The 25,991-nt window shown below is 45.2% G+C and carries 26 protein-coding genes and 2 pseudogenes; 9 read left to right on the top strand and 19 right to left on the bottom strand.

Annotated features, from left to right (window positions below; translation table 11 throughout):
• Nucleotides 1-1,161: an N-acetylglucosamine-6-phosphate deacetylase gene (nagA, locus tag BLT91_RS19760; protein WP_090824065.1), complete on the bottom strand. Its 1,161-nt coding sequence runs from the start codon at nucleotides 1,159-1,161 to the stop codon at nucleotides 1-3.
• A gap of 954 nt (nucleotides 1,162-2,115) precedes the next feature.
• On the opposite strand from nagA, the gene BLT91_RS19775 reads away from it, so the two are divergent.
• On the top strand, nucleotides 2,116-2,571 hold the full coding sequence (locus tag BLT91_RS19775; protein WP_090824070.1) for a hypothetical protein: 456 nt from the start codon (nucleotides 2,116-2,118) through the stop codon (nucleotides 2,569-2,571).
• Between the two features lie 242 nt (nucleotides 2,572-2,813).
• Here BLT91_RS19775 and BLT91_RS19780 read toward each other — a convergent pair whose 3' ends face one another.
• The 7 genes from BLT91_RS19780 to BLT91_RS19810 form a co-directional block, all read right to left on the bottom strand.
• Complete coding sequence (locus tag BLT91_RS19780; RefSeq protein ID WP_090824072.1) at nucleotides 2,814-3,260, bottom strand: hypothetical protein; 447 nt, start codon at nucleotides 3,258-3,260, stop codon at nucleotides 2,814-2,816.
• Nucleotides 3,261-3,334: 74 nt separating this feature from the next.
• Nucleotides 3,335-4,156 carry a carbohydrate ABC transporter permease gene (locus BLT91_RS19785; protein WP_090824074.1) on the bottom strand — a complete coding sequence of 274 codons (822 nt, stop codon included), beginning with the start codon at nucleotides 4,154-4,156 and terminating at the stop codon, nucleotides 3,335-3,337.
• A complete protein-coding gene (locus BLT91_RS19790) occupies nucleotides 4,156-5,091 on the bottom strand; it encodes a carbohydrate ABC transporter permease (RefSeq protein ID WP_090824076.1) in 936 nt (311 codons plus the stop codon). The genes BLT91_RS19785 and BLT91_RS19790 overlap by 1 nt, the downstream gene beginning before the upstream one ends.
• A 67-nt stretch (nucleotides 5,092-5,158) precedes the next feature.
• Nucleotides 5,159-6,469, bottom strand: a complete 1,311-nt coding sequence (locus BLT91_RS19795) for an extracellular solute-binding protein (protein ID WP_090824078.1) — start codon at nucleotides 6,467-6,469, stop codon at nucleotides 5,159-5,161.
• A gap of 136 nt (nucleotides 6,470-6,605) precedes the next feature.
• Nucleotides 6,606-8,147, bottom strand: coding sequence for a helix-turn-helix domain-containing protein (locus BLT91_RS19800; protein ID WP_090824080.1), 1,542 nt, complete (start codon nucleotides 8,145-8,147; stop codon nucleotides 6,606-6,608).
• Nucleotides 8,125-9,903, bottom strand: coding sequence for a cache domain-containing sensor histidine kinase (locus BLT91_RS19805; RefSeq protein ID WP_175532414.1), 1,779 nt, complete (start codon nucleotides 9,901-9,903; stop codon nucleotides 8,125-8,127). The genes BLT91_RS19800 and BLT91_RS19805 overlap by 23 nt, the downstream gene beginning before the upstream one ends.
• A gap of 22 nt (nucleotides 9,904-9,925) precedes the next feature.
• On the bottom strand, nucleotides 9,926-11,263 hold the full coding sequence (locus BLT91_RS19810) for an extracellular solute-binding protein (protein ID WP_090824084.1): 1,338 nt from the start codon (nucleotides 11,261-11,263) through the stop codon (nucleotides 9,926-9,928).
• Nucleotides 11,264-11,744: 481 nt separating this feature from the next.
• Between BLT91_RS19810 and BLT91_RS19815 the strand changes: the two genes are divergently transcribed.
• Entirely contained in the window at nucleotides 11,745-12,920 is a 1,176-nt protein-coding gene (locus tag BLT91_RS19815) for an MFS transporter (protein ID WP_090824086.1), read from the top strand.
• Nucleotides 12,921-13,032: 112 nt separating this feature from the next.
• The gene (locus BLT91_RS19820; protein WP_175532415.1) at nucleotides 13,033-13,209 is read left to right on the top strand and encodes a hypothetical protein; all 177 of its coding nucleotides are present in this window, start codon (nucleotides 13,033-13,035) and stop codon (nucleotides 13,207-13,209) included.
• 232 nt (nucleotides 13,210-13,441) lie between these two features.
• On the opposite strand, the gene BLT91_RS19825 is transcribed toward BLT91_RS19820, so the two are convergent.
• Nucleotides 13,442-14,113 (bottom strand): ABC transporter ATP-binding protein, encoded by a 672-nt coding sequence (locus tag BLT91_RS19825; RefSeq protein WP_090824090.1) that lies wholly within the window; start codon nucleotides 14,111-14,113, stop codon nucleotides 13,442-13,444.
• A 55-nt stretch (nucleotides 14,114-14,168) separates the two neighbouring features.
• On the bottom strand, nucleotides 14,169-14,747 hold the full coding sequence (gene sigK, locus BLT91_RS19830) for an RNA polymerase sporulation sigma factor SigK (RefSeq protein ID WP_090824092.1): 579 nt from the start codon (nucleotides 14,745-14,747) through the stop codon (nucleotides 14,169-14,171).
• 269 nt (nucleotides 14,748-15,016) lie between these two features.
• Between sigK and BLT91_RS19835 the strand changes: the two genes are divergently transcribed.
• Both BLT91_RS19835 and BLT91_RS19840 read left to right on the top strand, forming a co-directional pair.
• Nucleotides 15,017-15,589 (top strand): DMT family transporter, encoded by a 573-nt coding sequence (locus BLT91_RS19835; protein WP_090824094.1) that lies wholly within the window; start codon nucleotides 15,017-15,019, stop codon nucleotides 15,587-15,589.
• 85 nt (nucleotides 15,590-15,674) lie between these two features.
• Nucleotides 15,675-16,448, top strand: coding sequence for an SDR family NAD(P)-dependent oxidoreductase (locus tag BLT91_RS19840; protein WP_090824096.1), 774 nt, complete (start codon nucleotides 15,675-15,677; stop codon nucleotides 16,446-16,448).
• A gap of 376 nt (nucleotides 16,449-16,824) precedes the next feature.
• Here the strand turns inward: BLT91_RS19840 and BLT91_RS33610 are convergent, their stop codons facing one another.
• Together BLT91_RS33610 and BLT91_RS19845 are read right to left on the bottom strand one after the other, a co-directional pair.
• On the bottom strand, nucleotides 16,825-16,947 hold the full coding sequence (locus tag BLT91_RS33610) for a hypothetical protein (protein WP_302847523.1): 123 nt from the start codon (nucleotides 16,945-16,947) through the stop codon (nucleotides 16,825-16,827).
• A 114-nt stretch (nucleotides 16,948-17,061) separates the two neighbouring features.
• Complete coding sequence (locus BLT91_RS19845) at nucleotides 17,062-17,988, bottom strand: ketopantoate reductase family protein (RefSeq protein ID WP_217635254.1); 927 nt, start codon at nucleotides 17,986-17,988, stop codon at nucleotides 17,062-17,064.
• Between the two features lie 116 nt (nucleotides 17,989-18,104).
• Between BLT91_RS19845 and BLT91_RS19850 the strand changes: the two genes are divergently transcribed.
• Nucleotides 18,105-18,962, top strand: a complete 858-nt coding sequence (locus BLT91_RS19850) for a LysR family transcriptional regulator (protein ID WP_090824100.1) — start codon at nucleotides 18,105-18,107, stop codon at nucleotides 18,960-18,962.
• A gap of 287 nt (nucleotides 18,963-19,249) precedes the next feature.
• Nucleotides 19,250-19,909: a M50 family metallopeptidase gene (locus tag BLT91_RS19855; RefSeq protein WP_090824102.1), complete on the top strand. Its 660-nt coding sequence runs from the start codon at nucleotides 19,250-19,252 to the stop codon at nucleotides 19,907-19,909.
• Nucleotides 19,910-19,984: 75 nt separating this feature from the next.
• On the opposite strand, the pseudogene BLT91_RS19860 reads toward BLT91_RS19855, so the two are convergent.
• Together BLT91_RS19860 and BLT91_RS19865 are read right to left on the bottom strand one after the other, a co-directional pair.
• A pseudogene (locus tag BLT91_RS19860) lies at nucleotides 19,985-21,036 on the bottom strand (hypothetical protein).
• Between the two features lie 108 nt (nucleotides 21,037-21,144).
• A complete protein-coding gene (locus BLT91_RS19865; RefSeq protein WP_090824104.1) occupies nucleotides 21,145-21,888 on the bottom strand; it encodes an SDR family NAD(P)-dependent oxidoreductase in 744 nt (247 codons plus the stop codon).
• A gap of 328 nt (nucleotides 21,889-22,216) precedes the next feature.
• Between BLT91_RS19865 and BLT91_RS19870 the strand changes: the two genes are divergently transcribed.
• Together BLT91_RS19870 and BLT91_RS19875 are read left to right on the top strand one after the other, a co-directional pair.
• Nucleotides 22,217-22,651 carry a hypothetical protein gene (locus BLT91_RS19870; RefSeq protein WP_090824105.1) on the top strand — a complete coding sequence of 145 codons (435 nt, stop codon included), beginning with the start codon at nucleotides 22,217-22,219 and terminating at the stop codon, nucleotides 22,649-22,651.
• Nucleotides 22,652-22,745: 94 nt separating this feature from the next.
• Nucleotides 22,746-22,955: a hypothetical protein gene (locus BLT91_RS19875; RefSeq protein WP_090824107.1), complete on the top strand. Its 210-nt coding sequence runs from the start codon at nucleotides 22,746-22,748 to the stop codon at nucleotides 22,953-22,955.
• On the opposite strand, the pseudogene BLT91_RS19880 reads toward BLT91_RS19875, so the two are convergent.
• The 5 genes and pseudogenes from BLT91_RS19880 to BLT91_RS19895 all read right to left on the bottom strand — a co-directional run.
• Nucleotides 22,955-23,113, bottom strand: a pseudogene (locus tag BLT91_RS19880) (NAD(P)-binding domain-containing protein); the annotation flags it as partial. The gene BLT91_RS19875 and the pseudogene BLT91_RS19880 overlap by 1 nt on opposite strands.
• 44 nt (nucleotides 23,114-23,157) lie before the next feature.
• Nucleotides 23,158-24,096: an AraC family transcriptional regulator gene (locus BLT91_RS19885; RefSeq protein ID WP_090824111.1), complete on the bottom strand. Its 939-nt coding sequence runs from the start codon at nucleotides 24,094-24,096 to the stop codon at nucleotides 23,158-23,160.
• A 202-nt stretch (nucleotides 24,097-24,298) separates the two neighbouring features.
• Nucleotides 24,299-25,045 (bottom strand): MgtC/SapB family protein, encoded by a 747-nt coding sequence (locus BLT91_RS19890; protein ID WP_090824113.1) that lies wholly within the window; start codon nucleotides 25,043-25,045, stop codon nucleotides 24,299-24,301.
• Nucleotides 25,042-25,203, bottom strand: coding sequence for a hypothetical protein (locus BLT91_RS32350; protein WP_217635255.1), 162 nt, complete (start codon nucleotides 25,201-25,203; stop codon nucleotides 25,042-25,044). The genes BLT91_RS19890 and BLT91_RS32350 overlap by 4 nt, the downstream gene beginning before the upstream one ends.
• Nucleotides 25,181-25,765: an NADPH-dependent FMN reductase gene (locus BLT91_RS19895; protein WP_090824115.1), complete on the bottom strand. Its 585-nt coding sequence runs from the start codon at nucleotides 25,763-25,765 to the stop codon at nucleotides 25,181-25,183. The genes BLT91_RS32350 and BLT91_RS19895 overlap by 23 nt, the downstream gene beginning before the upstream one ends.
• Nucleotides 25,766-25,991 lie beyond the last annotated feature (226 nt).

Consider the following 25,991-nt stretch of genomic DNA (forward strand, 5'->3'; position numbering starts at 1 on the left):
CTATTCGCTAGTCTGACTAAACATTCTGCCGCCGATCATCGTCCATTCAACTTGAAAATGTTCGTCCAGCAAAACCAAGTCGGCATCCGCACCGACTGCGATTCTCCCCTTCTGTGGAAGGCCTAACAGGTCCGCCGGTGTCCGTGACGCCATGGTAACAGCATCATGTAGGGAGATGCCTAGCTCCACTGTATTTTTCAATGCCTCATTCATTGTTACAGTACTGGAAGCAAGCGTTCCGTCCTGTAATTGCGCAACACCACCAACAACCTTCACGGGGTGCCCGCCGAACTGATAGTCCCCGTCGCCCAGTCCCATCGCATGGAGGGCATCCGTGATGAGTACCATCCCATCTGCCCCTTTGATCTTGTGCATCAGTCGAATAATTGCGGGATGAAGATGTACATGATCCACAATTGCTTGCAGACTAACATGCGGCTGATCAAAAGCAGCGACAACCACACCGGGTTCTCGGTGGTGTATCGGACGCATACCATTGAAGCAATGCGTGATATGGCTTGCACCTAGACGAAAAGCCTCTATTGCCTCGTCATACGTAGCATCCGAATGAGCAATCGCCACGATAATTCCACGATCTCGCAAATAGGAGACAAGCTCCATTCCTCCGGGCAGCTCCGGGGCGATCGTGACCATTTTCAAGAGTGAGCCCGCTTGCTCCACGACCCGCTCCATTTCCGCTCGGTCCGGATGCCGAAGGAAGGCTTCGTTCTGCATCCCTTTTCGTTTTACATTCAAATACGGACCTTCTGTATGAATACCGACGATCGACGCACCACGCTCTTTCCCAGCCACTTTCTTGACATTGTCTATCATGTTCAGCAAATCCTCCAGTTTGGAGCTTACCGAAGTAGCCAAGAACGATGTGCAGCCCGTGGCAGCGCATGTCTCCGATACCACTTCGATACTTTGAAGGGTGCCGTCCATCATGTCATATCCTTTTGCACCGTGAATGTGGACGTCAATCATGCCAGGGATAAGCAGCTTTCCCTCACCATCGAGAATCTCATTACCTTCCATGTGAACAGGTATACCTTCGTGAATGGCAGTAATTCTTCCTCTATCAACACGCACAGAACCCTTTTCGATGATCACCGTTTCAGCAACAATTCGGACATTAGTAATCCATTTTGATGAGTCCAATACGATTCCTCCCGTCTACTAAAAAATTCAGGATCAGTATACTAGAGTCTATTAGAAAAAAAAAGAGAATAAATTACCCCTTAGGGTTAGATATCGACGCCTAACGGGTTGCTAATCGCGCATAAACGATAAAAAACATCGCCATTTCTCCAATAATCACATAATTGGGTACAACAAGTCATCGTGAGCTTTGGATATCTCAACATACTTTTTGTAACTCCTGCCGAGATCAACGGCTCTTTTAGTTATATCACTCAAGGTATTAGATGTGGTTAACTCATTTAGAGATATCAAAGCGTCTTTATCGTCTAAGAGTTTTGTTTCTAGATACAATTTCATGTAATCGGAATATATCTTACTGTTTTCTTCTTGGTATTTAATTAATATTTCTTTAGATTTCTTACTGTCCAATTCTTTTTTTGGTTCTTTCCATCAATATTTGCGCATTGGATGAGGTATTTGCTATTTTTTTTTGATCTTTCTTCCTAGCCCTCAGCATCTCAACAGGACGCCTCAGCTGCCGCGCACACTTCGTCAATACAATCAGCGCCCCCTCCACGGTGTAGATACAAATTGTGTATGTTCGGATAATTTTCAGGGAGCCCATCAGGCTACCTCTCATTTGATCGAATTATGCCATCCACTTGTGGGATTGTTGGCTTGAGCTTCCTAGCCTCATCAATTACGTTTGGATAAACGGCGATTATTCGATACCCAAACCTTTGGTCGAACTCATTTTCACTAATATCTTTCTTTAAAAGCTGTACAAGTGGGGCTATTAGAAATTTTGGAACTCCAAATCAACGAATACAAGATACATATAAGGAATATTTACTATGTAAGAAATGCGAGGATATATTTAGTATAAAAGAAAGGACTTTTCAAAAAACATTTTTTATTCCATACCACAAAGGGATAACAGTATTTCAATATGATGAACAACTTCAATATTTCATGATTTCTGTCCTCTGGAGAGTTGCTATAAGTGGAATAAATAATAGTGTTCAAAAAGGCACTGTTGCTGAGCATCTGCTACACGATTTGAAAGAAGAATGGCGAAAGTATTTGATCGGGAAAGGCAATCCGCCTATTAATACTTACCTACATCTCTATTTGGTGGCCGATCTTGAAAATGTCTTCCCTGAGCAAATTGATGCTAGAGAACGTGTCTACTCATATTTCGAACGAATACTAGATATACGTACGATTTCTGGACAAGAAAATATTATCATCTATGCAAAATTACCTGGAATCTTACTCGTTTCAAATATAGGAACACCCGATTACGGCTTTGTAAATACTGAAGTAAACTCTACAGGTACTTTTACAAAGGGACAACAAACAATAGCATTCCTCTTAGTGATAGGAGTAAAAAACAGATACATGAAAGATTCCAGAATGCTCAACTAGATGAACTACTAAAACATGAAGATATTCTTGTGATGCTTAAAGACTCTGGTATTCAAATGACCATTGATTAGCACATTTCTAGCTTTACTAGAATAAGGAGCCATTCCTGTAATGAAGTAATTTGAGCTTTGAATGAAAAAAGCGCCTCTAGTATACTGGGAATCGTTGTTCCGACCAAAGAACAATACCCACATACGAAATGTTTGTTCCCCAAAGCACGCACAGTAAGCTTATCCAAGCGTTCATATCGAGCCTCCATCTAAATCGACTGCAATATGAAGTATAGAAGGCCTGATCTGTTTGTAGATCTTGGGACAGGAAGTTTCGATTTTGAGCACGTATACCAAAAAATCAAACAGTTGGGCTATGTGAAATATGCCTTCGTTGAAAGCGACGGGGAGCGGGCAGACAAGTTCCGGAGCATTGCGAATGATAAAATCCCAATCAATCTCATTCAAATTAACCCCCGGCATGATCCCTTCATGAGCGGCAATTGGGTTTAAGCCCAGCTCGGCAAGCTTCTTCTTCAAAGCAGGCAAAGGGATTGAATCGCCAAATCGGGCGCCGTACTTATTAGTAGCTATCAACTCGACGTTTCTGTAACCGCACTCCGCTACCCGTTCCAGGGTTTTAAAATAATCCTCATTTAAGGCTTGATTCACAGAAAATAAATTGATTCCAATTTCCATGCCTTATCGAACTCCTATCCTTAAAATTAACATTTTCTAAAGATAAAAGACTGTGTTCCAATTAAGCTTCAGGCTTATTTCACGGCTCCTCCAGTCAATCCGGTTACGATTTTTTCCTGCGCAAGGAAATATACAAGCAGGATCGGCAGGCTTGCCATCGTCAAAGCCGCCATTAAGGCCGGAACATTAACGGTTAGCTCGCCGTAAAACTTTTGCATCCCGAGAGGAAGCGTCATGTGTTCAGGACTATTAATTAATACCAGTGCAAAAATAAACTCAGTCCAGATATGGATAAAATTATATATAACGATCGTAGCTATAGCGGGAGTCAGCATGGGAAGAATGATGCTCCAGAAAATGCGGCCATGCGAACAGCCGTCGATTTCTGCCGCTTCCTCCACCTCACGGGGCAGCTCGGACATAAACTGCGTTAAGATGAATATCGAAATCGGCAGCCCAAAACCGACATACGGCCCAACGAGCGCCATTAAGGAATCGTAGTTCCCCATATCTTTCGTTAATTTAAAGATTGGAATTAATGTGGAGTGAATCGGCAGCATCATCCCTGCCACAAACAGCATGAAAAGCGGCTTGCTTAACCCGAAACGCATACGGCTTATTGGATAGCTCGCCCAGGCGGCTAACAACACGATCAATAACACGGACAAAACCGAAATATAAACGCTATTCAAAAAATAGCCGATGAGGCCCATCCGAAACGCAAGCAAGTAGTTGTCAAATCGAATGGCCGTGAATAGGGAAAACGGATCCGTGAAGAACATCTCCTGCGTTTTAAAGGACGTCATAACCATATACAAGAAGGGGTAACCGGTGAAACCGAGCAGTATGACGGCAAATAAATATAACGGCACGGATTTGAGAGCGCGAATCGCCATTAGTAGGCCCCCTTCTTTTTCCGGTTGAATTCTACATATTGAATGATGCCGCCTGCCAAAAAGGCAATCAGGAACATCATAAACGCAATTGCACTCGCATACCCCATATTAAAATTGATAAAGGCCTGCTTATACATGTAAATCCCTAATAATTCCGTTGCATTATTTGGCCCGCCGCCCGTCATGATATAGAAAATATCAAATGCTTTTAAAGAGCCTACCACGGCCAAGATCGAAGAACTCACAATAGTGGGTACAAGCATCGGGAAGGTGATATGGCTAAAACGCGCCCATGCTCCCGCCCCGTCTATAGAAGCAGCCTCGTATAAATCCTCTGAAATGCCAACCATCGCCGCTTTGAACAAAATCATGTAAAAGGGCGCGTACTGCCAAACGATAACCAGCAGAATGGATGCCATCGCCGTTTTACCTTCACTCAGCCAAGCGACATTATCCATGCCGAAGAGCCCAATCAGCTTGTTGAGGGAACCGTTTAACGGATCGAACATGAATATCCAGAGCATACCGATCGCCACGGTAGACATGAGAAAGGGCATAAAGTAAACCGTTTGAAAAAAACGCAGCCCCCGAATGGAAGAAAAAAGCAATAACGCCATCAGCAGCCCTAACGGGATTTGAATAAATACAGAGGAGAATACAACCTTAAGGTTATTCGCAAGAGAAGTCCAAAACTCCGCTTCGGAGAAGAGTCGGGCATAATTAGCAAAACCGACATAGGTTTTATCGGGGCCGCCCTTCCATTCAAAAAGGCTATAGTAAAAGGTCCCGTAGATCGGATATAAAATGTAGATAAGGTATACGAGAAACGCTGGCGCAATGAACCACACGACGGTCAGCCTCTTGGACCAGACCTTTTTCTTTGCCATTGCCAGACGGGACTTGCTGTCGACAGAAGACGCAATCGTAGTATCCATAATCCTCACATCCTTCTTTTTAGAAATAAGGGGGGATTACGCATCCCCCCTTATTGTGCCGATGAAATTACTTGAGCATTTGTTTGGCCTTCTCTTCCATCTTCTTGGCCGCCTCTTCAGGCGTGATCGACAATCCGAACAACCCTTGCGTTGTGTCCTTGTGCAGCTCGCCAAGGTCCGGCGGCAGCGTCTGGTCATAAGGCCAGAAAATCGATTTCGCTTGCTTGACCTGTTCGGCTATCCTCTTGGCGTATTCATCCTTGTAATTCACACCGTTCACCGCAACGACGCTACCCGTACGATCCGAATAAGCCTGAGCCGTTTCCACGGTGGATAATTCCTTAACCAATTCGATCGCCAGCTCCGGATTTTTCGACTTCTTGGAAACTGACCACACCGGTGCTGTAGCGCCCTGTAAACTGGAAATATCTCCTTTGCCGCCCTGTATCGACGGGAATGGGAAGAAGTCCAGCTTTTTCTCGAAATCCGGCTTCTCCTGCCGTACATTGTTAACAATCGAATTGGACATCAGCATCATCGCCGCTTGACCTGTATAGAGAAGCTGGCGTCCTGCACCGGCGTCGTAAGGAACGCCGTTAAACCCTTTGTTGAAGGCATCCCGCTTGACAAGGTCCTGGATATATTGGCCCGCCTTCACATACCCCGGGTCGTCAAACCCTCTGCCTTTACGCCCTAAAGCACTGTTGAACATCTCAGACCCTTCCAAGCGATCGGCAAAATACATCAGATAATAAGCTCCCGGCCATTTGGACTGATTCGTTAAGGCGAGGGGGATCACTTTATTTTGCTTCAGCGTATCGATGACCTTCGTAAGCTCATCCCAAGTAGCTGGAGGCTTGAGTCCGTTCTTCTCAAAGATCTCCTTGTTGTACCAAAACTCGGCTATACTCAATCCAAGAGGCAAGCCGTACGTCTTTCCGCTAAAGGTCGCATTGTCGAGCGCAACCTTGCTGAAATTGTTCGCGTCGAACTTCCCAGTAATATCCAGAACGTTACCTTGATCTACAAATTCCTTCAGCCAACCTCCGCCCCAGGAATGGAATACGTCGGGCGGATTACCTCCGGACATGGCTACGGCAAACTTTTGCTTGTAGGTGTCGTTAGGTGTTTGTAGTGACTTGACGTCCACATCGGGATGCTTCTTTTTAAATCGTTCCACCGCTTCCAAATATACTTTTTCTTTATCGCCCGGATCGATGTACCAAAATTCTAACGTTTTCTTCTCGCCGGATTGCCCTGTGCTTGCCGTTTTGGTTTCGGCCGGTTTGTCTTGCTTGACATTGGTGGTTTGCGGGCTCCCGCACGCTGCCAAAAACATCATAGATAATACGGTGATCGATGCTGCTACCTTCTTCATAGCCAACCTCCCCAAAAGTTTGATCTTGAAAGCCATTCATCTTGTAGTCTAATTCGTTTCTTCAGTTTTAATTGTAAGGATAATTCCAGTTTCACTAAAGGGGAGAATCTTCGTATTCATGTTAGAAAATTTTCGGTTAAGCCTGCTCCCGGTATTCAGAAGGGGTTTGCCCGTAATGCTTGCGGAACAGCTGGCTAAAATATTTGACATCCTCGTATCCTAGTGATCGCGAAATATCGCTAACTTTGACTGACGGATCCTTCAGCATTTCCTTGGCGAGTTCCAGCTTCTGCTTCACCAGAAAATCGATAAAGTTGCTACCGGTTTCCTTTTTAAAAACCTCGCTAAGATGGCCGGGATGAAGATGCACGTGGCGTGCGGCTTGGACCAAGGTCAGCTTCTGGCTGCCTATATTAGCCCTCACGAAAGAGATGACACGCTCTACGTAACCAGTCGGTCCCTTGGACAGGCTCTGCCGGTATACATTCATCACGGCATGCAGGTACTGCTGCAGCGAATCGCGAAGCGTCGTCTCGCCGTTCTGCTCTCCCCATGAGGTGAAATCAGGAATCCGCGCCTGGCCTGTTTCGGATTCGCTTGCCACCCTCTCTAGCCAGCGAAAACCGGATATCGCAAGCGATTGAATATACGAAGATAACGAATCGTATGTCGCATCGGGATGCACCAAATACTCGGAAATGCAGGAGCCAATCCATTGGTTAAGCCGCAGCGTATCGCCCGACAGCAGCAACTGCGACAGTTCGGATTCTTCTTCGCGAGAGCAGAGCGTTCTCCAGCCCTTACGCGTCTTGATCTGCTCATAACTCCAATTCCGTTCCTGCACGTACATCGTCCAAAATTTCGAAGCCTGTACCGCGTTCCTGTACGAAATATTCAGCTCATTCCCGCTGTTTACAGGAGTGCCTACTGCACAATAAAGGGTGCATTTCAGCAAATGTTCGATTTTGGCAGCTAATGTCCGGTATCGCCCTTCCACACGCCAGCCTTCCTCGACCCTTAATACAACTGCCAGCATGGAGGTCATATGCATCGTCTCGCAAGGAATCATCTCGCGCAGCATGTTATCGACCGCAAATTGCAGCAACGGTCTGTTACTGTCCTTATCCCCCCACCCTGCCGCCCTGATCAAAAGCACCTGAAGCTGCGTCTCTTCCGGCTTTAAGAGCGGAAAGTAGTCGTTAAGCAGATGATTTCCCTCGCTTATGCCTTCCGTCAGCATTTTTTCAAGCCACCGTTTTCGTATTTCTTTATCTTTCAGAATCGCTTGACTCTGTGTCTCCCACTTATTGCGGATGCGCTGCACGGCACGGTGCACGGCTTGAATAATATCTGCCGGCCGGCTTGTTTTCAGCAAATAGTCGCTCACCTCGTTGCGAATCGCCTGTTGCATATATTCAAAGTCATCATAGCCTGTCAGCATGATGATCTCTACATTAGGCAATAGCACCTTCGCTTCTTTAGCCATCGTCAGTCCGTCTTTTCCGAACATGCGGATATCCGATAGGATCAGGTCCGGCCTTTCCGCCGGCATCCGCTCCAAAGCCTCCTCAGCGGACTCAGCAGGCGGCAGGAAGGTAAACCCGAGCTGCTTCCAGTCGATAACCTTGGAAAGGCCTTCCCGAATAATAATTTCATCATCGACGATCATAATTTTCATGTCTATTCTCCTTTACCGGAATGATGAACGATACCCTGGTTCCCAGATCCTCCTGGCTTTCAATGGCCAACTCAGCAGAAGGCCCGTAATGGAGCAGAAGCCTCTCATTCACGTTTCGCAGCCCATAGCTTACGAACGGGACACTTGGCTGTTGATCCATCGACTGCTGTGTATCAGCGATCAGTTTGTCGAGTACAGACTGCGGCATACCGACGCCGTCATCCAGTACTGAAAAACGAATAACCCTGTCTTCCTTAACTGCGCTGACATAAATGGTCCCCCTCCGTTTAGCCTTTTGCATGCCGTGAATCATCGCATTTTCCACCAAAGGCTGCAGAAGGAGCTTTAGCATAGGCAGGTCTTCAATCCGATGGTCAATGTCGAACTCCAGGTCGAATGTATTAGGAAAGCGGATGGATTGAATGACCGCGTAATTTTTGACATGCAAGATTTCTTGCCCCACGGAGCAATAGTCGTTTCCTTTATTTAAGCTAAATCGGAGAAAATCGCTGAGCGCACCGACCATTTCGGCAATCCGGTGTTCATTGCTTATCAGCGCGATCCAATGAACAGATGAAAGAGTATTATATAAAAAGTGCGGGTTGATTTGTGCCTGCAGCGCACGGATGTCTGCTTCTTTTTTGCGGCTTTCCATCTTGATCAGCCGCTCCTTCAGCCTCTTAATATGCTCACCCAGCTGATTGTAGCTGCCGACAAGCTGACCCACTTCATCCGGAGATTCGAACTGATACAGCGGTATGGGCTCGTTCGGATCGATTCGTACAAGCAGCCGCCGCAGCACCTTTAACGGCTTCGTGACGTGGCGAATGAAAAACAAGTTCAAACCAAACGTCAACACGGCCGCCAAGCTTACTGCGCTCCCCGTCAACAGCCAGATGTAGCGATATTCCTCCGTATATAGCTCGTACGGTACAAGACCGACCAGCGTCCAATTCAGATCCGGTATGCGCTGATAGAGAACCGTCTGTTTATTGTCATCCCTGCCATAGGTAAACGTACCGTGGATCTTCTCCCATGCTGCCGGTTCGGAACCGGGGAATAGTTCCTCCCAATGCCGGGAGAGCCAGTCCTTCCTGTTCCCCGACATGACGATGCCTTGCGTATCGAGCAGCAGCAAGTCTCCTTCGCCCACGCCGAAATTCGGCTTATCGAAATAACCGGAAAGCTCTTTCACATTAATACTGATGCATATAAAGCCCAAAGGCTCGAAGTTATTTGTGCTCTTGACAGCGCGTAAGAAGGAGAACGTATATTCAGGGCCGTTCGTCGAATTCGCCAAATAAAGGGTAGTCCACTTTTTGCCGCTAATATTCCAGTCCTCAATAACCTTGGACAAATTGGAGAAGTATATATTTTGCGTGTGCAGTGGCATCGTTTTGTTTATGGAATAAATCGAAATATTGGATATATAGGCCTTAGATTGGATGAGATTCGTCGTTAATGTCAGAATGCGCTCGCGTTCGGGAGAATCATAATCGAAACCGCTCATGTATTGCTGGACGTCCTTATCGCCTGTGAGAAAGATCGACATATCCTCGACCTCCTGCGTGATAAACCGGACGTTAGTCTGAATGCGACTAAGGGCGTCCATCCCCGTTTGCTTCGTTTTCTCCTCGCTGATGCGGGCCGAAGTGAAGAAAGAAAATGCCCCGAGTAAAAACAGTGGAATGGTCGTGGACAAAAGTATCATGACGGTAAGCTTCACTTGCAGCGATCTTCTTATATATTGTCGCATGGGTTCCTCCGTGTCGCGTTGCTCATCGGAATTTGCCAAGCACATTGGCTTGCGTATCTTGCAGCTTCTGGGCTATCGTCCCCGGACTGCCTCCCTTAAACAGCTCCTGAATGCCTTCATTGAGCGTTTCCACCGCCGCAGTTGTCAGCTGCGTTTCGTAGGCGGGCAGCAGCTTCACCTTTTTCATGAGGTCATGCAGCTCAATGAATAACGGGTGTGCAGCCGTACGGTCTACATCGATCCGATAGCTTACCAGCATATGGCCGTTTAAAATTTTCCTTTGTGCTTCAGGACTGGCCATCGTGTAAATAAGCTTTAAGGCGGCATCCCTGCGTTCCCCTTCCAGCTTGGCGTTTAACGCAAAGCCTTTTCCCACCACGCCTGAAGTGGCCATAGGCTCCCCTTTGCCGCCGTGAATCGCGGGAAGCAGCGTAATGTGCGTTGATTCCAGCACATCCTTGGGCGCTTCCGCAATTAAGCTGCCGACAGCCCAGCCCCCTTCGATAAACATCGCCGCCTGCTTGCGAAAATACATTTGTTCCATCTGTTTGCTGTCGATGAAGCTGAAATTGTCTTGAAACGCTCTGGCGCGAGCCAGCTGCTGCATTTTTGCAAGCGCATCCATAAATGGCCTGTCGGTAAACTTCGCTCCGCTCTGCGACATCACATCCATGAACCAGCCGGTTCCCGTAATCCGATCGGCAAGCGTGCTGAAAATACTCGAGGGAGCGACCCAGGCCGATTTGTTGCCGAGCGCAATCGGAATGACTCCATGCTTATTGAATGTGCTGATCGCTTGAATCAGTTCTTCCCACGTTTGAGGGATCGGTACACTGTATTGATCAAATATGGCTTGATTGTAAAACACAAGAGACGTAGGAGATATGGTCATCGGCACGGAATATTTTTTATCCTCTACCGTGAAGGAGTCAAACGATCGCGGCTCAAATCCCTCAGCCCACTTTGAATTCGCTTTCAAAAAATCGTCGATTGGCTGAATAAGCCCGCCCCTGACGAATTCCCGTGTCATGGAATCGGGACCGATCAGGAAAACGTCAGGAAGCTCGTCCGCCGCAGCCATCGTCTTGAGCCTCGATCGGTAGGCATCCGGGATCACGCTTTGCACGCGAAGCTCGATTTGCGGATTATCCTTTTGAAACTGGGAAAGCAGCTCTCTCATGGTGTCCGAGGCTGAATCCTGCGCTGCCCAATCGTGCCAGACGGTTAGCTTTATTTTTTTCGGTTCAGCGTCTGCTTGTGCTGACGGAACGGGAGAGGCCGCCGATGTGCAGCCTGCAATAAGATAACAGATGGCGACCAAAATGAAAATTTTCCAGATTCCGGAAGAAATGTATCTCATGTATCTTACTCTTCCCTTCGTCTTTCAATATACAAAATATCTTATCATATTTTCATAGCCGACGGAGTATCGAAACAGCTTATGCGCTTCATCGCGTCCAGTTAACTCGTAAATAAGAAAAACCGTCAGGGAACCCCCGTGACGGTCCTTTTAAACCGCGAGCCAAATTTCTCAATAAATATGACACCACCACACCCAACCAAGAAATTAGGAATGTTCCCCATTGGAAAAAGAATAAATTGATATTCCCCGATCGCCATAATTGTCATCTAGAAAGTGTATGAGAACTACTTATTTAATTCAAGGTGGGCTGCATTTTTTTTAAAGAGGCAAGATGCAGATCGAAACTTTCAAGCATCTCGGTCTGTCGCAGTGGTTTCGAGCAACCACAGGCCTCGTGCTATACGTAGAAGTCACTGGTTTAATCAACTTCGAAATGATCTTTTGATTTGTATTCGTTGAGAGGAGCGATTCACGGCATATGAATAAAATATGGACCAAAAACTTCATCCACATTTCGTTGGCTATGCTTTTATTAGTTATGGCATTTTATATATTGATTCCGACATTGCCCATATTCATCAAGCAATTAGGCGGGACGGAATCGCAGGTTGGACTCGTCACAGGGATTTTTACTCTTTCAGCTGTTTTGGTTCGCCCCCTCGTGGGAGGCATGGTAGACCGTTACGGTCGGCGTCCTTTTATGATAGGCGGGTTAATTCTCTTTGCACTTACCATGTATTTGTATGATTGGATAGGGGGATTAATTTATCTTGTAGCGTTACGCATGTTTCATGGCGTCAGTTGGGCAATTTCGACCAATTCTATTGCGACTGCAGTAACTGACATCATTCCGAACAATAGAAGAGGAGAGGGAATGGGATGGTTTGGTATGTTCACAACGTTAGGGATGGCCGTCGGACCGGTTGTCGGCGTGTGGATCACAGAGAATTATTCCTTTCACGCTCTTTTTCTGCTGGCTACAGGGTTTGTCATTGCAGCGCTTTTGATAGCATACGTGACAAATATTCCTTTTCAACCCCGAAACGTCTCAGGGCCTATATCCTATTTGGATAAATCCGTTTTTCCGACCTCCTTGGTAACATTTTTTATGACGATATCGTTTGGGGGAATTATTACATTTATGCCGCTTTTCGCTGGAACAATAGCTGTTAACTCCGGAACATTTTTTCTGGTTTACGCTGTAACGCTTACCCTCATTCGACCGATAGCAGGGAAGCTTACAGATCGTTATGGCGAGGCGATCGTCATCATTCCTGCTCTTGGTATGAGCATTGTGGCTACTTTGACGTTGGCAGTTTCTTACGGTCTCTTCGGCGTACTGGTCTCGGCAGTCCTATATGGCATAGGATTTGGCGCGGCGCAACCGGCTCTGCAAGCCGCTACGATAAACCTTGCGCCGCCTGATAAAAAAGGGATCGCCAACGCTTCTTTCTTTACTGCATTCGACTTGGGGATCGGTCTTGGATCCATTCTGTTAGGAGGGGTCTCTCAGTACATGGGTTACCGTGCGCTGTTCTGCGTTGCCTCGATATCGGGAATTGCGGCCTTGCTTCTTTTTTCAGTGTACGCGAGGGGGTTCCTCAAGAACAGAAAAAACTCGAATAAAGAAAGAATAAATCGGTCGCTTAATTGAATATAAGTAGCATCTTCTGAAGCATGAAGGTGCAAAGGTCGTTTTAACAGGCCGGAATCAGGCCACGTTAAGCTCGATCAAGAAGGTTTGCATCACAGCTAATATGCCTGCTGTGGATAATGTTTCGGACATTAGCGACTCCATCGGTATGGAGTGCGATGTTATCGAGGAAGCCATAGTCGACCCTAAGACTATGGAGAACGAAGTGGTAGTGCTGCTTTATGGTGATGAAGTAACTCTGTACCCCGGCGAGTACGAGGTAGTAGAGGAAGAGGAAGTATGTGGATGACTGCAAAGGTTCACACGACGTATTGGTTATACAAGCTGAATTTTTCGAAACACAAAAAAATGCCTTCGTATTTCGAAAACCGGTTTTATTTATGGTACGTCCGAACGTTCATTTCGGATTTCTTTTAATGTAATTACCGCTAATCTGCCCATTTATTGAAATTTTCATTGAATAACTCAAAGAAAATAATACAAACCGGAACCCATTTCTCGGAGTTCCGGTCTTTTAAATATTAAACATCTGTATACAATCGCCCATCCCGAAAACGCACAATCCGCTTCGCCTGCTGAGCAATCAAAATGTCATGCGTAATCAAAATAATCGTCCGTCCTTGTTCATTTAGTCTCTTCAAAATACCCAAAATCTCTACACCCGTTTTCGAATCCAGCGCACCTGGTTCATCGGCCAGAATGATCGGCGGATTTCCAGCCAACGTTCGGGCAATAGTTGCACGCTGCTGCTGACCGCCGGATAATTCCGAAGGAAAGTGGTTCTTGCGATCCAGTAAATCCACCGATTCTAATGCCTGCAGAACGTATGGCTCTCTTTCCTTTTTCGTCATTCCCCGATAGATCAAAGGCAACTCCACATTTTCATACGCACTTAATCTCGGCAGCAAGTTGAAGCTTTGAAAAACGAAGCCAATCTTTTGATTGCGAATCTCAGCAAGCCCAGAATCCTTAAGTAAGTTTATTGCTTGACCATCAAGGTCATAAACACCCTTATCTGCGACATCCAAACAACCGATTATGTTCATGAGTGTGGATTTACCAGAACCAGACGGGCCCATGATAGCCACGAACTCTCCATGTTCAATATCCAACGAGACGTCATCTAACGCTTTAATGGTTCCCTCGCCCATCGTATAATATTTACTGGCATTTTCAATATGAATTAAAGTCATGAACTTCACCTCCATTATTTGATCCCAAATAAATGAAGTATGCCATTCATTATCCTTACCGCTTCGCCTTATAAAACTCATGATATAGCTTCATAAGAGCCCTTTTCTCTATCCGCGACACATACGAACGCGAAATCCCCAGCTCCTTCGCAATCTCCCGCTGCGTCCGCTCTTCGCCACCCAGTTCCAATCCAAACCTACCCACGACAACCTCTTTCTCACGCTCATCCAATATCTCTAAATTCCGATATATCTTCGACTTCTCTATCTTTAGCTGAACCTTATCCACCACATCATCGGCTTCCGTTCCGAGGATATCGATCAACGTAATCTCGTTCCCCTCTTTGTCCGTTCCGATGGGATCGTGCAGCGACACGTCTTTCCGCGTTTTCTTCAATGAACGCAGATGCATAAGTATCTCGTTCTCGATACATCGAGCCGCAAACGTTGCCAGCTTTGTTCCTTTGTTCGGTGAGAACGACTCGATCGCCTTAATCAATCCAATCGTCCCGATGGAGATCAAATCCTCTAAATCTTCCCCAGTATTGTCGAATTTTTTGAGGTTGTGAACACGAAGCAACGTAAATGTTTTATTGCCGTGATGAGCCACCTTGATGAATTGATAATGTTCCATGAAATTATCTGTGTATTTCAGCAGCCAATCTCGATCTTTTTACAAGGTGAACTTATAGGTGAGAATGTAATAATTGAATCTCATGATGAAGAAATTGTATTAAGCACCATTGGAGAAAGGTTCGTTAAGGCAAATTGTCAATTTCTTAGTAAAAGATAATTCCAATACCATACTCATAGTCATAGAATATAGTTATCACTAAGAAGAATAAACGTAATAATAAAAGGTCAGTCTGCTGAAGCTGAACTACCTTCACTCCAGCCTTGATCATGCTCTTTTCGTTGATATTCCTAAGAGAAAAAATAAGTACCTTTCAGTTCATCGGATTAATCACTTCATTTATAGGTGTCCTGATTGTTTTGACCAAAGGAAACCCGCTGCTAGTGTTTCATACCCAGTATAACAAGGGCGATGCAATCATGTTTCTGGTCATGTTATCCTGGACAGTCTATTCATTACTTGTAAAAAAAGCAAAGGGCATTCCATCTGTTACTTTGGTAGCGATGAGAGCGATTGTTGGTAGTATTCTTATGCTTCCTTTTTTATTTTTGCAACCACTTCAGTATGAGAAAGTAACTTCATTCGGCATTATAGGGATTATATATTTGGGGGTATTCCCAGCAGTCGACTCGTTTATCTTTTGGAATCAAGGCATTAAGGTGTTAGGTGCAGGAAAAGCTGGCATAACCATGAATTTGATTCCTGTTTTTACAGCTATTATTGCGGTTTCCTTAGGTCAGGGCCTGGTGATTTCACAAATTGCCGGGGGACTAATTGTGATAATCGGTATGTTACTAACTTCTATAAAACGGAATCAAGAAGTTTCTCCCCAAAAGGTATAATAGTTAAATCAGCATAAAGAAAAGTATAAATAAGCAGAAATTATGTTAAATTAGATAAAAACTTTTTAGTGGGAGGTGCGTTGCAATGACACAAGTCAACTTCAATTTAAACGGAAAAGTAGCTATCGTTACCGGTGCTGGACGAGGGATAGGGCGAGCTATTGCAGAAGGCTTAGCACAAGCGGGAGCAGATGTCGTTTTGACTGCTAGGACTGAAGCTGAGGTGTTGGAGGCTGCAAATGAAATACATAATGCAACAGGACGACGTACGCTTGGCATTACTTGCGATGTTACCGACAAAAACTCCATTGATTCAGTTGTTCACCAGGTTTTGGATATTTTTGGAAATATCGATATATTAGTTAATAATGCTGGCGCGAACGTTCGTCATACTGCATTTGAATTGAGCGAGGATGAATGGGATTTAGTCGTCGATACCAACTTCAAGTCCGTTTTCCTCATGTCTCAAGCGGTTGGCAAGCATATGGTTGAGCGCCAAAGCGGACGTATTGTCAATATCGCTTCCGCGGCTTCTGAATTAACATTATCCTTCTCATCGGCATATGGACCAAGTAAAGCAGCTGTCGTGCATTTGACGAGACAGCTCGCCAATGAATGGGCAAAATTCGGCGTTACCGTAAACGCAATTAGTCCTTGGTTTATTCGAACTGCCCTTAACGCAAAGGCTCTTGACAATCCGGATTTCAAGACGTTAATCGAGCAACGGACGCCAATGGGAAGGTTTGGCCGATTGGAGGAAATGATCGCACCTGTTCTATTTTTTTGCTCAGAAAGTTCGGGTTACGTAACTGGGCAAAACTTATTTGTTGATGGGGGCGTTACACATAATGGAGTCTGATTAGAATTGGAAAATGATTAATATCGCTTGAAATCTCAAAAACAGAGAGAGCGGATAACCATTCCGCTCTCTATTTATTTATGTATGTACACTCAGTACGGGTGCATCTATAGGGTGAAATCCATAATGAGAACTGGCGAGCGCCTACTTTTAGCCAAGGGCAAGGCTATGTCAAAACAAAACGACTTTTGCTCAGAAGGTTGTGTTATTCCTTCATCTTCATTGGAAAAATCCAAGAAATTTAGGTTGCGATATGTCTCTTTAAACGCGAAACGAGCCTAGAAGCGATTCTAGGGCTCGTTTTTTGACTCTTTCGGTTATTCTGAAAAAAGCGGTCTTTGCACGCCTTTTTAGTTGGAATGTTCGCTGGAATACATTATTTTCTTAAGCTGCAAGATCGCCGCAGCGCTTCCATGCTGTCCAGTTGGCTCAGCAGAGGCTCCTGGGCACTCAGCACTTTGTTCGGTCTGATAACACTCCCCAGCTGTAGCTGTACCATTATTTCAAAGATAAGCGAGAACTCGTTCTGGCGGTTCCCTCTGTATGTTCTTATACCCGTTCCACCGGTTACTTGTGTAGCATTGCAAAAGTGTTTTCATGGAATCGCATTTTTTTATATGCTGCCTGATTGTCCATGTGAATGTGGGTGAAGCAATGCATATACGGACCGTACAAAGGGGGTGTTGACCCGATGTTTCTCCCCTAATCGAACGGCGTATCCGTGCAAACTTTCTAGTTCCAGAGGCAATCCATTAACGAGATCGCGATACATGGATGATGTCATAGTTCTCGAGGCATTTGCGTATCTTCCCATTATTTTGGTTTTAATGTCCTTTGGGAAAGTAATGCCCTCCGCGCGAGCAAGCTGAGCCAACTCATCCAGCATATCTTGTAAAAAATGCGAAGCTGCTTCATCGGTCAAAATATCGCCCAGCGGCTTTCTTGTCGCCGAAGTCATACCGCTGAGTACGGTCAGAAACATATATTTCTCCCACATGTCTCGTTTGATGTTGTCGCTAAGCGTCACTTTGAAATCGCAAGACCGTAGCGTTTGCATCAGTTGCATCGCAGCCGCTTCGCTGTCCGTGTTAAGCGCTCCGAATAAGATTTCCTGCATGGGACTCGTTTGTACGATTTGTCCTTCCGCGTCGAGCGTCGATTCGACATAGCTCAATCCACCCAGTACTGTTCTATCGCCGTAACGTTCCACCAATCGTTCTGCCGCCTCGATCCCGTTGAGGAGAGGTACCACCTTCGCGCCTTGCGAAACCCAGACATCGAGCGCCGGGAACGTACCTTCCAGCTGATACGTTTTGACAGCCACGATGATTATATCGGGTCGCCCCGCTTCCTCCGCGCTTTTGGTTAATTTCGGACGAACCGAAAAATCACCGTGCATGCTGCGTACACGAAGCCCATTTTCACTCAACTGCCGAAACCGGTTTTCTCTGACGAAAAAGCTGACCGGAACACCGGCTTTCATCATTTTCCCACCGAAATACCCTCCGACCGCGCCTGCTCCGACGATGACGATATTCATACTATCAACCTCTCCAATTGCTTTTTTCTTTATTGTAGACATTATCCGATATAGTGTAAAATGATTAAAAATAAACACATCATCACTATCAGTGATATCTGAAAAGGATGTTTCCATTGGAATTATCGGATCTTTACATTTTTACCGCTGCTTACGAGGAGGAGAACTTATCTCGCGCAGCGGAGCGTTTGGGGTACGTGCAGTCGAATGTCACTACTCGTCTGCGCAAGCTAGAGGAAGAATTGGGCGTTTCTTTGTTCCAGCGGCATCCACGTGGTGTTGTGCCGACGGAGAAAGGACAAATTTTTTACGAGCAAGTTTACGACATTACCAAACGTCTGGAGGAAGTGATCAGTAGAGTTCGGTCCACAAGCTATCCGAGCGGCCCTTTGTTGATCGGCATCGTGGAAACGTTCGCGACCGGCCGTTTTATGACGAAGCTCGCCGATTTTCAGTCCCGGTATCCCGACGTCGAGCTGACCCTGCGTACCGGATCTTCCCAGGAACTGACCGCCCGGGTGCTGAAACGGGAACTGGACTGCGCTTTTATAACGGGGGAGGCAGCATCGAAAAAGCTGGCGTACGATTTCGAGCATCCGGAAGAAATTCGCTTGGTTACAAATTCTAGCAAATTCCCCGACGACTTGGCGAAACAAACGTGGGTTGTATTTCCGAAAGGCTGCCTATATCGCTCGATTACGGAGCAATGGTTAAAATCCGAAGGGTTGACAGCCCCGAAATATTTGGAGATTGGTACGCTTGAAACTCTGCTCAATTGCGTCGACTCCGGATTCGGCAATTCATTGTTGCCGCTATCCGTGATCAGTAATACTCGTCTGCCTCTGAGCAGCCATCCGCTGCCCGAGCAGTATAAGTACACCAAGACCAGCTTTATTCGCCACAAGGACCGCTTTGTCAGTAAAGCGCTCAACGCATTTCTCGAGACGTTCAAACCGGCAACACTTGTTTTATAATCGCTCGAGACTGATGAATTGTTCATCTTCAAATCCTTGCGAGAAAAAAACGCACCAGCTCAACACTTGCCTTCACCTGTGGTTTCTTCACACAATTATTATATAAACTTAAGGTTGGTTTAAGCAATCTTAGCTATTCTAAAGACGAACCCTTTTACATCAATGAGACCCCGGAAATTGGACTTACAACCTTGGACAGTTGTAGGTCTAATTTTCATTTTGCCTTGATTTCCTTAAGTGATTCAACATCTTAACTAACCTCACAACAGACAATAAGGAGTTATCACATGAATCATGTAACACTAATTTATATTTATTTAGTTATTGCTCTACTCATCACAAACATTCCCATTGTAGGAAAATACATGGCTGTCGCTAATACAATTATCCATGAAGCTTCGCATTGCTTAAGTGCTTTACTATTTAGCGGTAAGGTTCACTCAATGTCTCTATTTAGTGATACTAGTGGGGAAGCCAGGGTAAGCACCAGAAACTGGATGTCAAGAATTTTAATTTCGTATGCCGGTTATTCGGGATCATCACTCGCTGCAATTGGTCTTTACTTTGCTTTATCCAAGGCTAGATATGAGCTGATCCTAATATCTTTTATTGTGCTCCTGCTAGTTTGCTTGTTATTTTGGATAAGGAATATATATGGACTAATATGGGTAATATCCTTTATTTGTATTATTGGATTTATCGTTTATAAAGATTTTGGCATATTAATTTTGCATGCTAGCTTTTTACTATCAGCAATCGTTCTTGCACAATCTGTAAGTTCTTCATTTATAGTTCTGAAACTCAGCATTCGTGATAGTAAAAATGCTGGTGATGCAACCAATTTAGCCAATGCCACCTATATACCTGCTCAAATCTGGGGTTGGTTGTTCTTTGTCCAATCACTTTATGCTGCATATTATATATTTGTACACTTCGTCACTCATTAGGCAACATAATAGAATTAATCTATAATACTTCAATAAGCACAACAAATAACCATCTCAAAAGAGCAAGTTATCTAATCAATTTGATATTCCCACTAGCTTCGATCTTAAACGCTGGCTTACCCATATCAGCACCCTCGCTAATAAAGCATCGGATTCGGCAGATCCGTATGATCCCGCTTCATACAGATGGAGCGGAATCAATTTCTCTTCGAATGCTTCTAAGATGGGTTGAACCCATTTCCATGACAATTCGACTTCGTCCCAATGCGCAAAGAATGTGGGATCTCCGTGCAAAGCGTCGTAAATTAAATTTTCGTAAGCTTCGGGAACATCGTCTTGGTGCTCATGAAAGTCGATTTAAAGGGGCATAAACTCCCCTTTATGCTGAGGATCCCTCGTATTTAATTGCAGCGTAATGCCCTCGTTAGGACTGATTTCAATTACCAGGAGATTAGGGACTTTTCCATCGGCAGTTGCTTGTGAAGTCTTAGATATCTCCTTGAACTCAATCACGATCCGCGTTGATTTCTCCTTCAATCTTTTGCCTGTTCGGATATAAAAAGGAACGCTCTTTTTGTAAGATTGGTCCATAATGCCTGAAGGACCGGATTTTGCTGCAGAATCTCAAGCTTTTTCACCATCGCCTTGTCGAGATAAGGATCGATTCGGAAAATTTCATGCTCCTCAAAAGCTTTGCTCAGCTTCGAGTTTAAATCCCGAGCAGATTGCAAGTTGTGGCCGAAAGGTTTCTCGATCACCAGACGCTTCCAACCATTCGCGGAACCGAGCCCGCTTCCCTCAATGTTAGCTGCGATCGTTTCGAAAAATTCAGGTCCAACGGATAAATAAAACAGGCGATTCGGCGAAATGCGTAGCTCCTCTTCCCTCTGTTAAATCAGTTGTAACAACTTCTTATAATCTTCTTTACAGCCAATATCTAGAACGCAGTAACGGAATGCGATCAAGAAAGCTTTGATCAATGCATTATTGTTCGCTTCGCGTCTGGAAAAATTACGAATGGATTGTTCGACACTTGCCTGAAATGATTCATCAGTCAGTTCTCTTCTTCCAAGACCAATCAAGTTGAACGATTGCGGCAGCTCCCTATCAACAAACAAATTATACAAGGTAAAAAGGGGGTGCCCTCAGATCGTCACTAGATCTGAAGACACGCCCCTTTTTCTGAACCTAGGCGGAGAGATCTCTCATTACGCCTCTCGAATCACTGTCAATAATTAAATTGCGGTTTGTCCTCCGTCGACGGCGAGGTTTGCTCCGTGAATGAAGCTGGAACGATCCGTCGCGAGGAAGACAACGGCCTCAGCAATCTCATCCGCTGAAGCAGGGCGGCCTGCCGGTGCTTGGGCAGCAAGCTGATCAAGCCCTTCGCCCATTGCATCAGTGCCTTCCGTACGCGTAGGTCCGGGGCTGACGGTATTGACACGAACACCACTTGGGCCATATTCAGCCGCCCACGCTTTGGTAAGAAGACTGATTGCAGCTTTGCTCGAGCCGTAAAGACTCATGCCGGACATTCCGTAATCGGCGACCATTGTCGATATGTTGACGATCGAACCCTTGCCTCTTTCCGCCATCAGCGGTGCCAGTTCGGCGACGAGAAAAAATGGTACTTTGACGTTCAGCGCATACACGCTTTCAAAATCTTCCTCTGTCGTTTCATGCGTCGGTCCGAACGGAAAGATCCCTGCATTGTTGATAAGAATGTCGACTCGGCCGTTACCAAGTTCGACTGCTCGCTTTGCCAGGCTTCGTGCGCTTGACGCATCGCGAAGATCCGTCTGCACGAAATCTGCCTTACCTCCCGCTGCGCGTATTGCTGCAACCGTTTTCTCGCCGCGGTCCGTATTGCGCCCCGTAACCACGACATGGATGCCAAGCGCGGCGAGCTGATTTGAAACCGCCCGGCCGATACCACTTGTTCCCCCTGTAATCAGTGCTGTAGATTGATTCGAATTCATGATATCCTGTCTCCCTTCATTTTTATGGATTAATTAATCCATTCTTCAAAACAAATACTATCAGACTATTTTTGGATTGTCAACTCCATTTTCTAAAAATTTATTGTGCAATATTTTATGATCTTTCATTCATTTATCGCATTCCGTTCATATCAAGCTAACATTTAGGCAAAATTGGCCTTGACGTATACTTTTCGCATAAAATAAACATGATAACATCGCATGCATTTAGGCCTAAGTAAACCTGGTTAACCATTCATACAATAAGGAAGCTGGAAGTTAACTTATTGTATGGACGGAGATACATATTTCTAACGAAGCGAAAACGATGAAGGTGAACAATATTAGCCCGGAACTGATGGAAAAGCTTGAACGGCTAACGGCCGAGAGCGGCTTAGAGACTCAGGATGCGCTTATAAAGCATCTGGCGGCGCTGTACGAACTGAAACAACTCAAGGTAGGTAACGGCAGCGGATATGCGAAGCAAATCGAAGAGCTAGAGTATCACACGCGTCGGAGCGTAGAACTGTTCGTCGGCATGATAAAAACGGAGGCGGCAGAACGAATTGAGCTTTCCAAACGTCACGACGAAACGCTCGGGGATCGCGCTGCGACAATAGTAGCTCAAGAGCTAGTAATTATCGATTTACAGAAAGTGAGGAAGCAGCAGACCGAAGAATTGGCCCGACTACGTGACGAAATCGCGAAGCTCAAGCAACAACTGAAGTCGGACGTCGGAAAGATGCCTCCCTCCAAAACATAAATCTACCCGTTTTTGCTATCGTTTCCCGTACCTGAATAATATATCGATTATTGGCAATCTTAATTTCGGAAAAAATCCATGGAGGTCTTTTCTTATGTCTGGATTGGAAAACAAGGAAGATATGAATATCGACATTGTTAACATACTTACCATTAATGGTGGCAAAGTCAAAGAAGTGTCGAAAATAGGTAAAGGAAATCACGAAAAAACAGAAGTTAACGAAGGGGAAGCAAAAAGGATAGAAGAACAAGATGATATAAAAGAAATTTATGGGCTCGGTGATAATGATGAATATGCTGGATAGCCCTGCATAATCGCAAAGCCATTCAGCGCCCCCTCTTCGCCGCTCGGAATACCCGCACGGATAAAGCGGAGGCGCTTGGCTTGCAGTTCTTTATTTCTTCTTTGCTTATCGGGGAAATATGCGTTTCCGCCGTCGATGAGAATATCCCCTTCACTCAAGTAAAAAGATTAGCCGTGCACCTAACGATGCTTGAATGAGTCGGCTATGGAGCTTTCCGCACAGTCTTTATATCTTGAAGAGGAGGCAGGCCAAAAAGCCTCCGGTATTCTCGATTAAATTGCGATGGACTATCATAGCCGACTTCACAAGCGGCAGTCGTTACATCCATAGAACCGCTCAACATGATGCGTCTTGCTTCCTGAAGGCGGAGCAACTTCTGATACTGCAAAGGGCTCATTGTCGTGATGGCTTTAAACTTATGATGCAGTCCCGAGAGGCTCATGTTAATTGATTTTGCAAGCTCCTCGACGGTAAAGGAACGAGTGTAATTATTTTTAATCCATTCGATGGCGTTGCCGACTCCGTCAGTTTGCTGGTTTAAGACCGCCTGTTGGAAAAATAAGAGCCCATTATCTCGTGACAGTAGATGGAATATCATTTCACGCTTGATGAGTGCAGACAGAAAGCGTGCTTCTTTGGGTTTGTCGATAAGCTTCAGTAACCTCATAAGTAAGTCAAAAGTGTCAGCATCGGATTTTCCAATGATCGCTCCGGCGTTCAGCTTAGTATCCCTTGGTTTCATGCTGATTTCAGCCTCCATCACCACAGAAGCGATTTCTTTCGACGTAAAATCAATGCGAAGACAGATAAAAGGTGACTTCTTTGTAGCATCGATGATATTTTGTGATGCAGGGATATCAATCAAAGATGCAAAAAATTCGCCCGGGTAATATTGAATGAGGTCTCGGCCAAAGTGAAGTTTCTTTGTTCCTTGAAGAAGGATACAAAATGAAGGGGTCACTATATCAGGAATCGGCGTAGTTTGAAGGCTTTTACGGAAAATTGTAAGAAACGGAATGAAGGTTTGCGTGCTACCTTCTGCAGTGGTAATCCTTTCCGACATCGCAATGATTTGATCCAACGCCTCTTGATGAATGGAGATGCTCTCTTCCAATAAAGTGCCGAGTTTTTGGTCTGACATTCAGTTTTACCTGCCTTTGTTGTTATAAGTCCTTTTGGGAACGGAACTTCCACCACTCTGTTCGTTCTCTTCACTTCATCGTAATTTTTAAATCCCTCTCCTTATTACAAATGTGTTAAGGTCTGCTGTTACAGTCGGTGACCCCGATAACGTCTCTTTACTACATAATTTATTTAATCATCAATGAATATAGTGGATAGTACTATCGCTTGGCGGCCGCCGTACGAGCACCGATAATGGAGTAAACTTCCAACTTTCCGGCATCCATCGTAACGACCTCTCCTCGTACTCCGATTCGCGCAATTGCTTTAATTATCTGCTCCAAACTCGATGATTTTAGTCGAAAGCGTAGTTCCATTCCCTGTTCTCCAATAGAATGAGACGCTTCTTTCATTTCCATCCCGACCACCTGAACCTTTTGCTCTTGAAAGATGTTCATGATATCCTCGATGATACCTGAGTTATAGACAACATGTATTACTACTTCATGGTGACTGCGTCTATGCAGCAACTTCCGCTCCCATTTGGAAAACACAAACAAGCTTATGAGCACGAGAGCCGTAGACAGAGAGGCCACGTAGTAGAAGCCTGCCCCCAGACATAAACCAATGGCTGCTACAATCCAGATGGAGGCTGCCGTCGTAAGCCCCGTTATCACGTTACCGTTACGCATGATGGCGCCTGCACCTAGGAAACCGATTCCACTAATGACTTGTGCTGCAAGCCGGGTTGGGTCCAATCTGACGTTCGCTTCCGCTACGAATTGGGAGAAACCATATATGGAAAGCAGCATAAGTGCGGCTGAGCCTAAACAAACGAGTATATGTGTACGAAACCCAGCAGCATGACGACTCCACTCCCGTTCGAATCCAATGAGCCCGCCGCAAAGGAGCGCAAGCAAAATTCTGAGTGAATATTCAACGTTGCTTATATGCCATACACTATTCATTTTAATTTCCCACTCTCCGATCGGTCCCTGAGGCGTGAAGCTTTTAATTTATTTTCTTTTTTCCATAATTCACTGGCAAGAATCTCAATGATGATCGTCGTGACACCGATCCATCTAAGGAACGGCCGTTTCTCGCTATAACTTCGCTTCTTCTTCATGAAACAACTTTAACGGGCTGCCCAAACGTTGGGACAGCTCAACGAGTTCCCCCATGAGCTTCCATATAAAAAATTTGGATGCTTCATTCAATAAATTACCGTCAGCATCGAACTTTTGTGCCGCTTGATCTATATTTGCTTCTTTCCGGTATAAAGTCACGGCGCCTTGGTACTGCAGTTGACTCATGATAAGTTTATGGCCGCCAAACGATTTAAAGCTTCCCTTCGAAGCTCCCAAAACCGCTACCGGTTTGTTCATAAGCGGATAATCGTTTAACGCATGTAACCAACCCAACATATTGGTTAATGTCAGTGAGCATGTATAGATGTGATTCGGTATTGTGATATACAATCCGCTGCTACACTTAATCGTGTCGGCAATCTCGTATATACATTCCGGTATTCCGTACTGATCGTTAAAGACGGGCAATGTTGTGACTCTTCGCACTTCGAAGGTCGTATCCTTCGGCAGCAACCGCCCGGCGGCATCCAACAAAAGTCGATCGTAAGAAGTCTTGTATCGGCTTAATGAAATTCCAATAAAATGAAGATGTGTCCTCATTCGAAAATAATCCTTTTCAATAAAAATATGTAACTTAACCCATAAGTTTGACGCTTTTGCAAGCTTATGCTTCCAAATTACCGCGGCAAACTTATGCTTCCAAAAATAAAGAACCCCAGATAAATAAAGGGTTCTAGAGCTTTGTTCAACCCCCTAAGTTTGGACACTAGCCATGTTCATTCTTGCAGCCTTGTAATATAACGCAATTTTTTTCGGCTTTAGCCCC

The sequence above is a fragment of the Paenibacillus sp. yr247 genome, assembly GCF_900103825.1.
Classification (GTDB): domain Bacteria; phylum Bacillota; class Bacilli; order Paenibacillales; family NBRC-103111; genus Paenibacillus_E.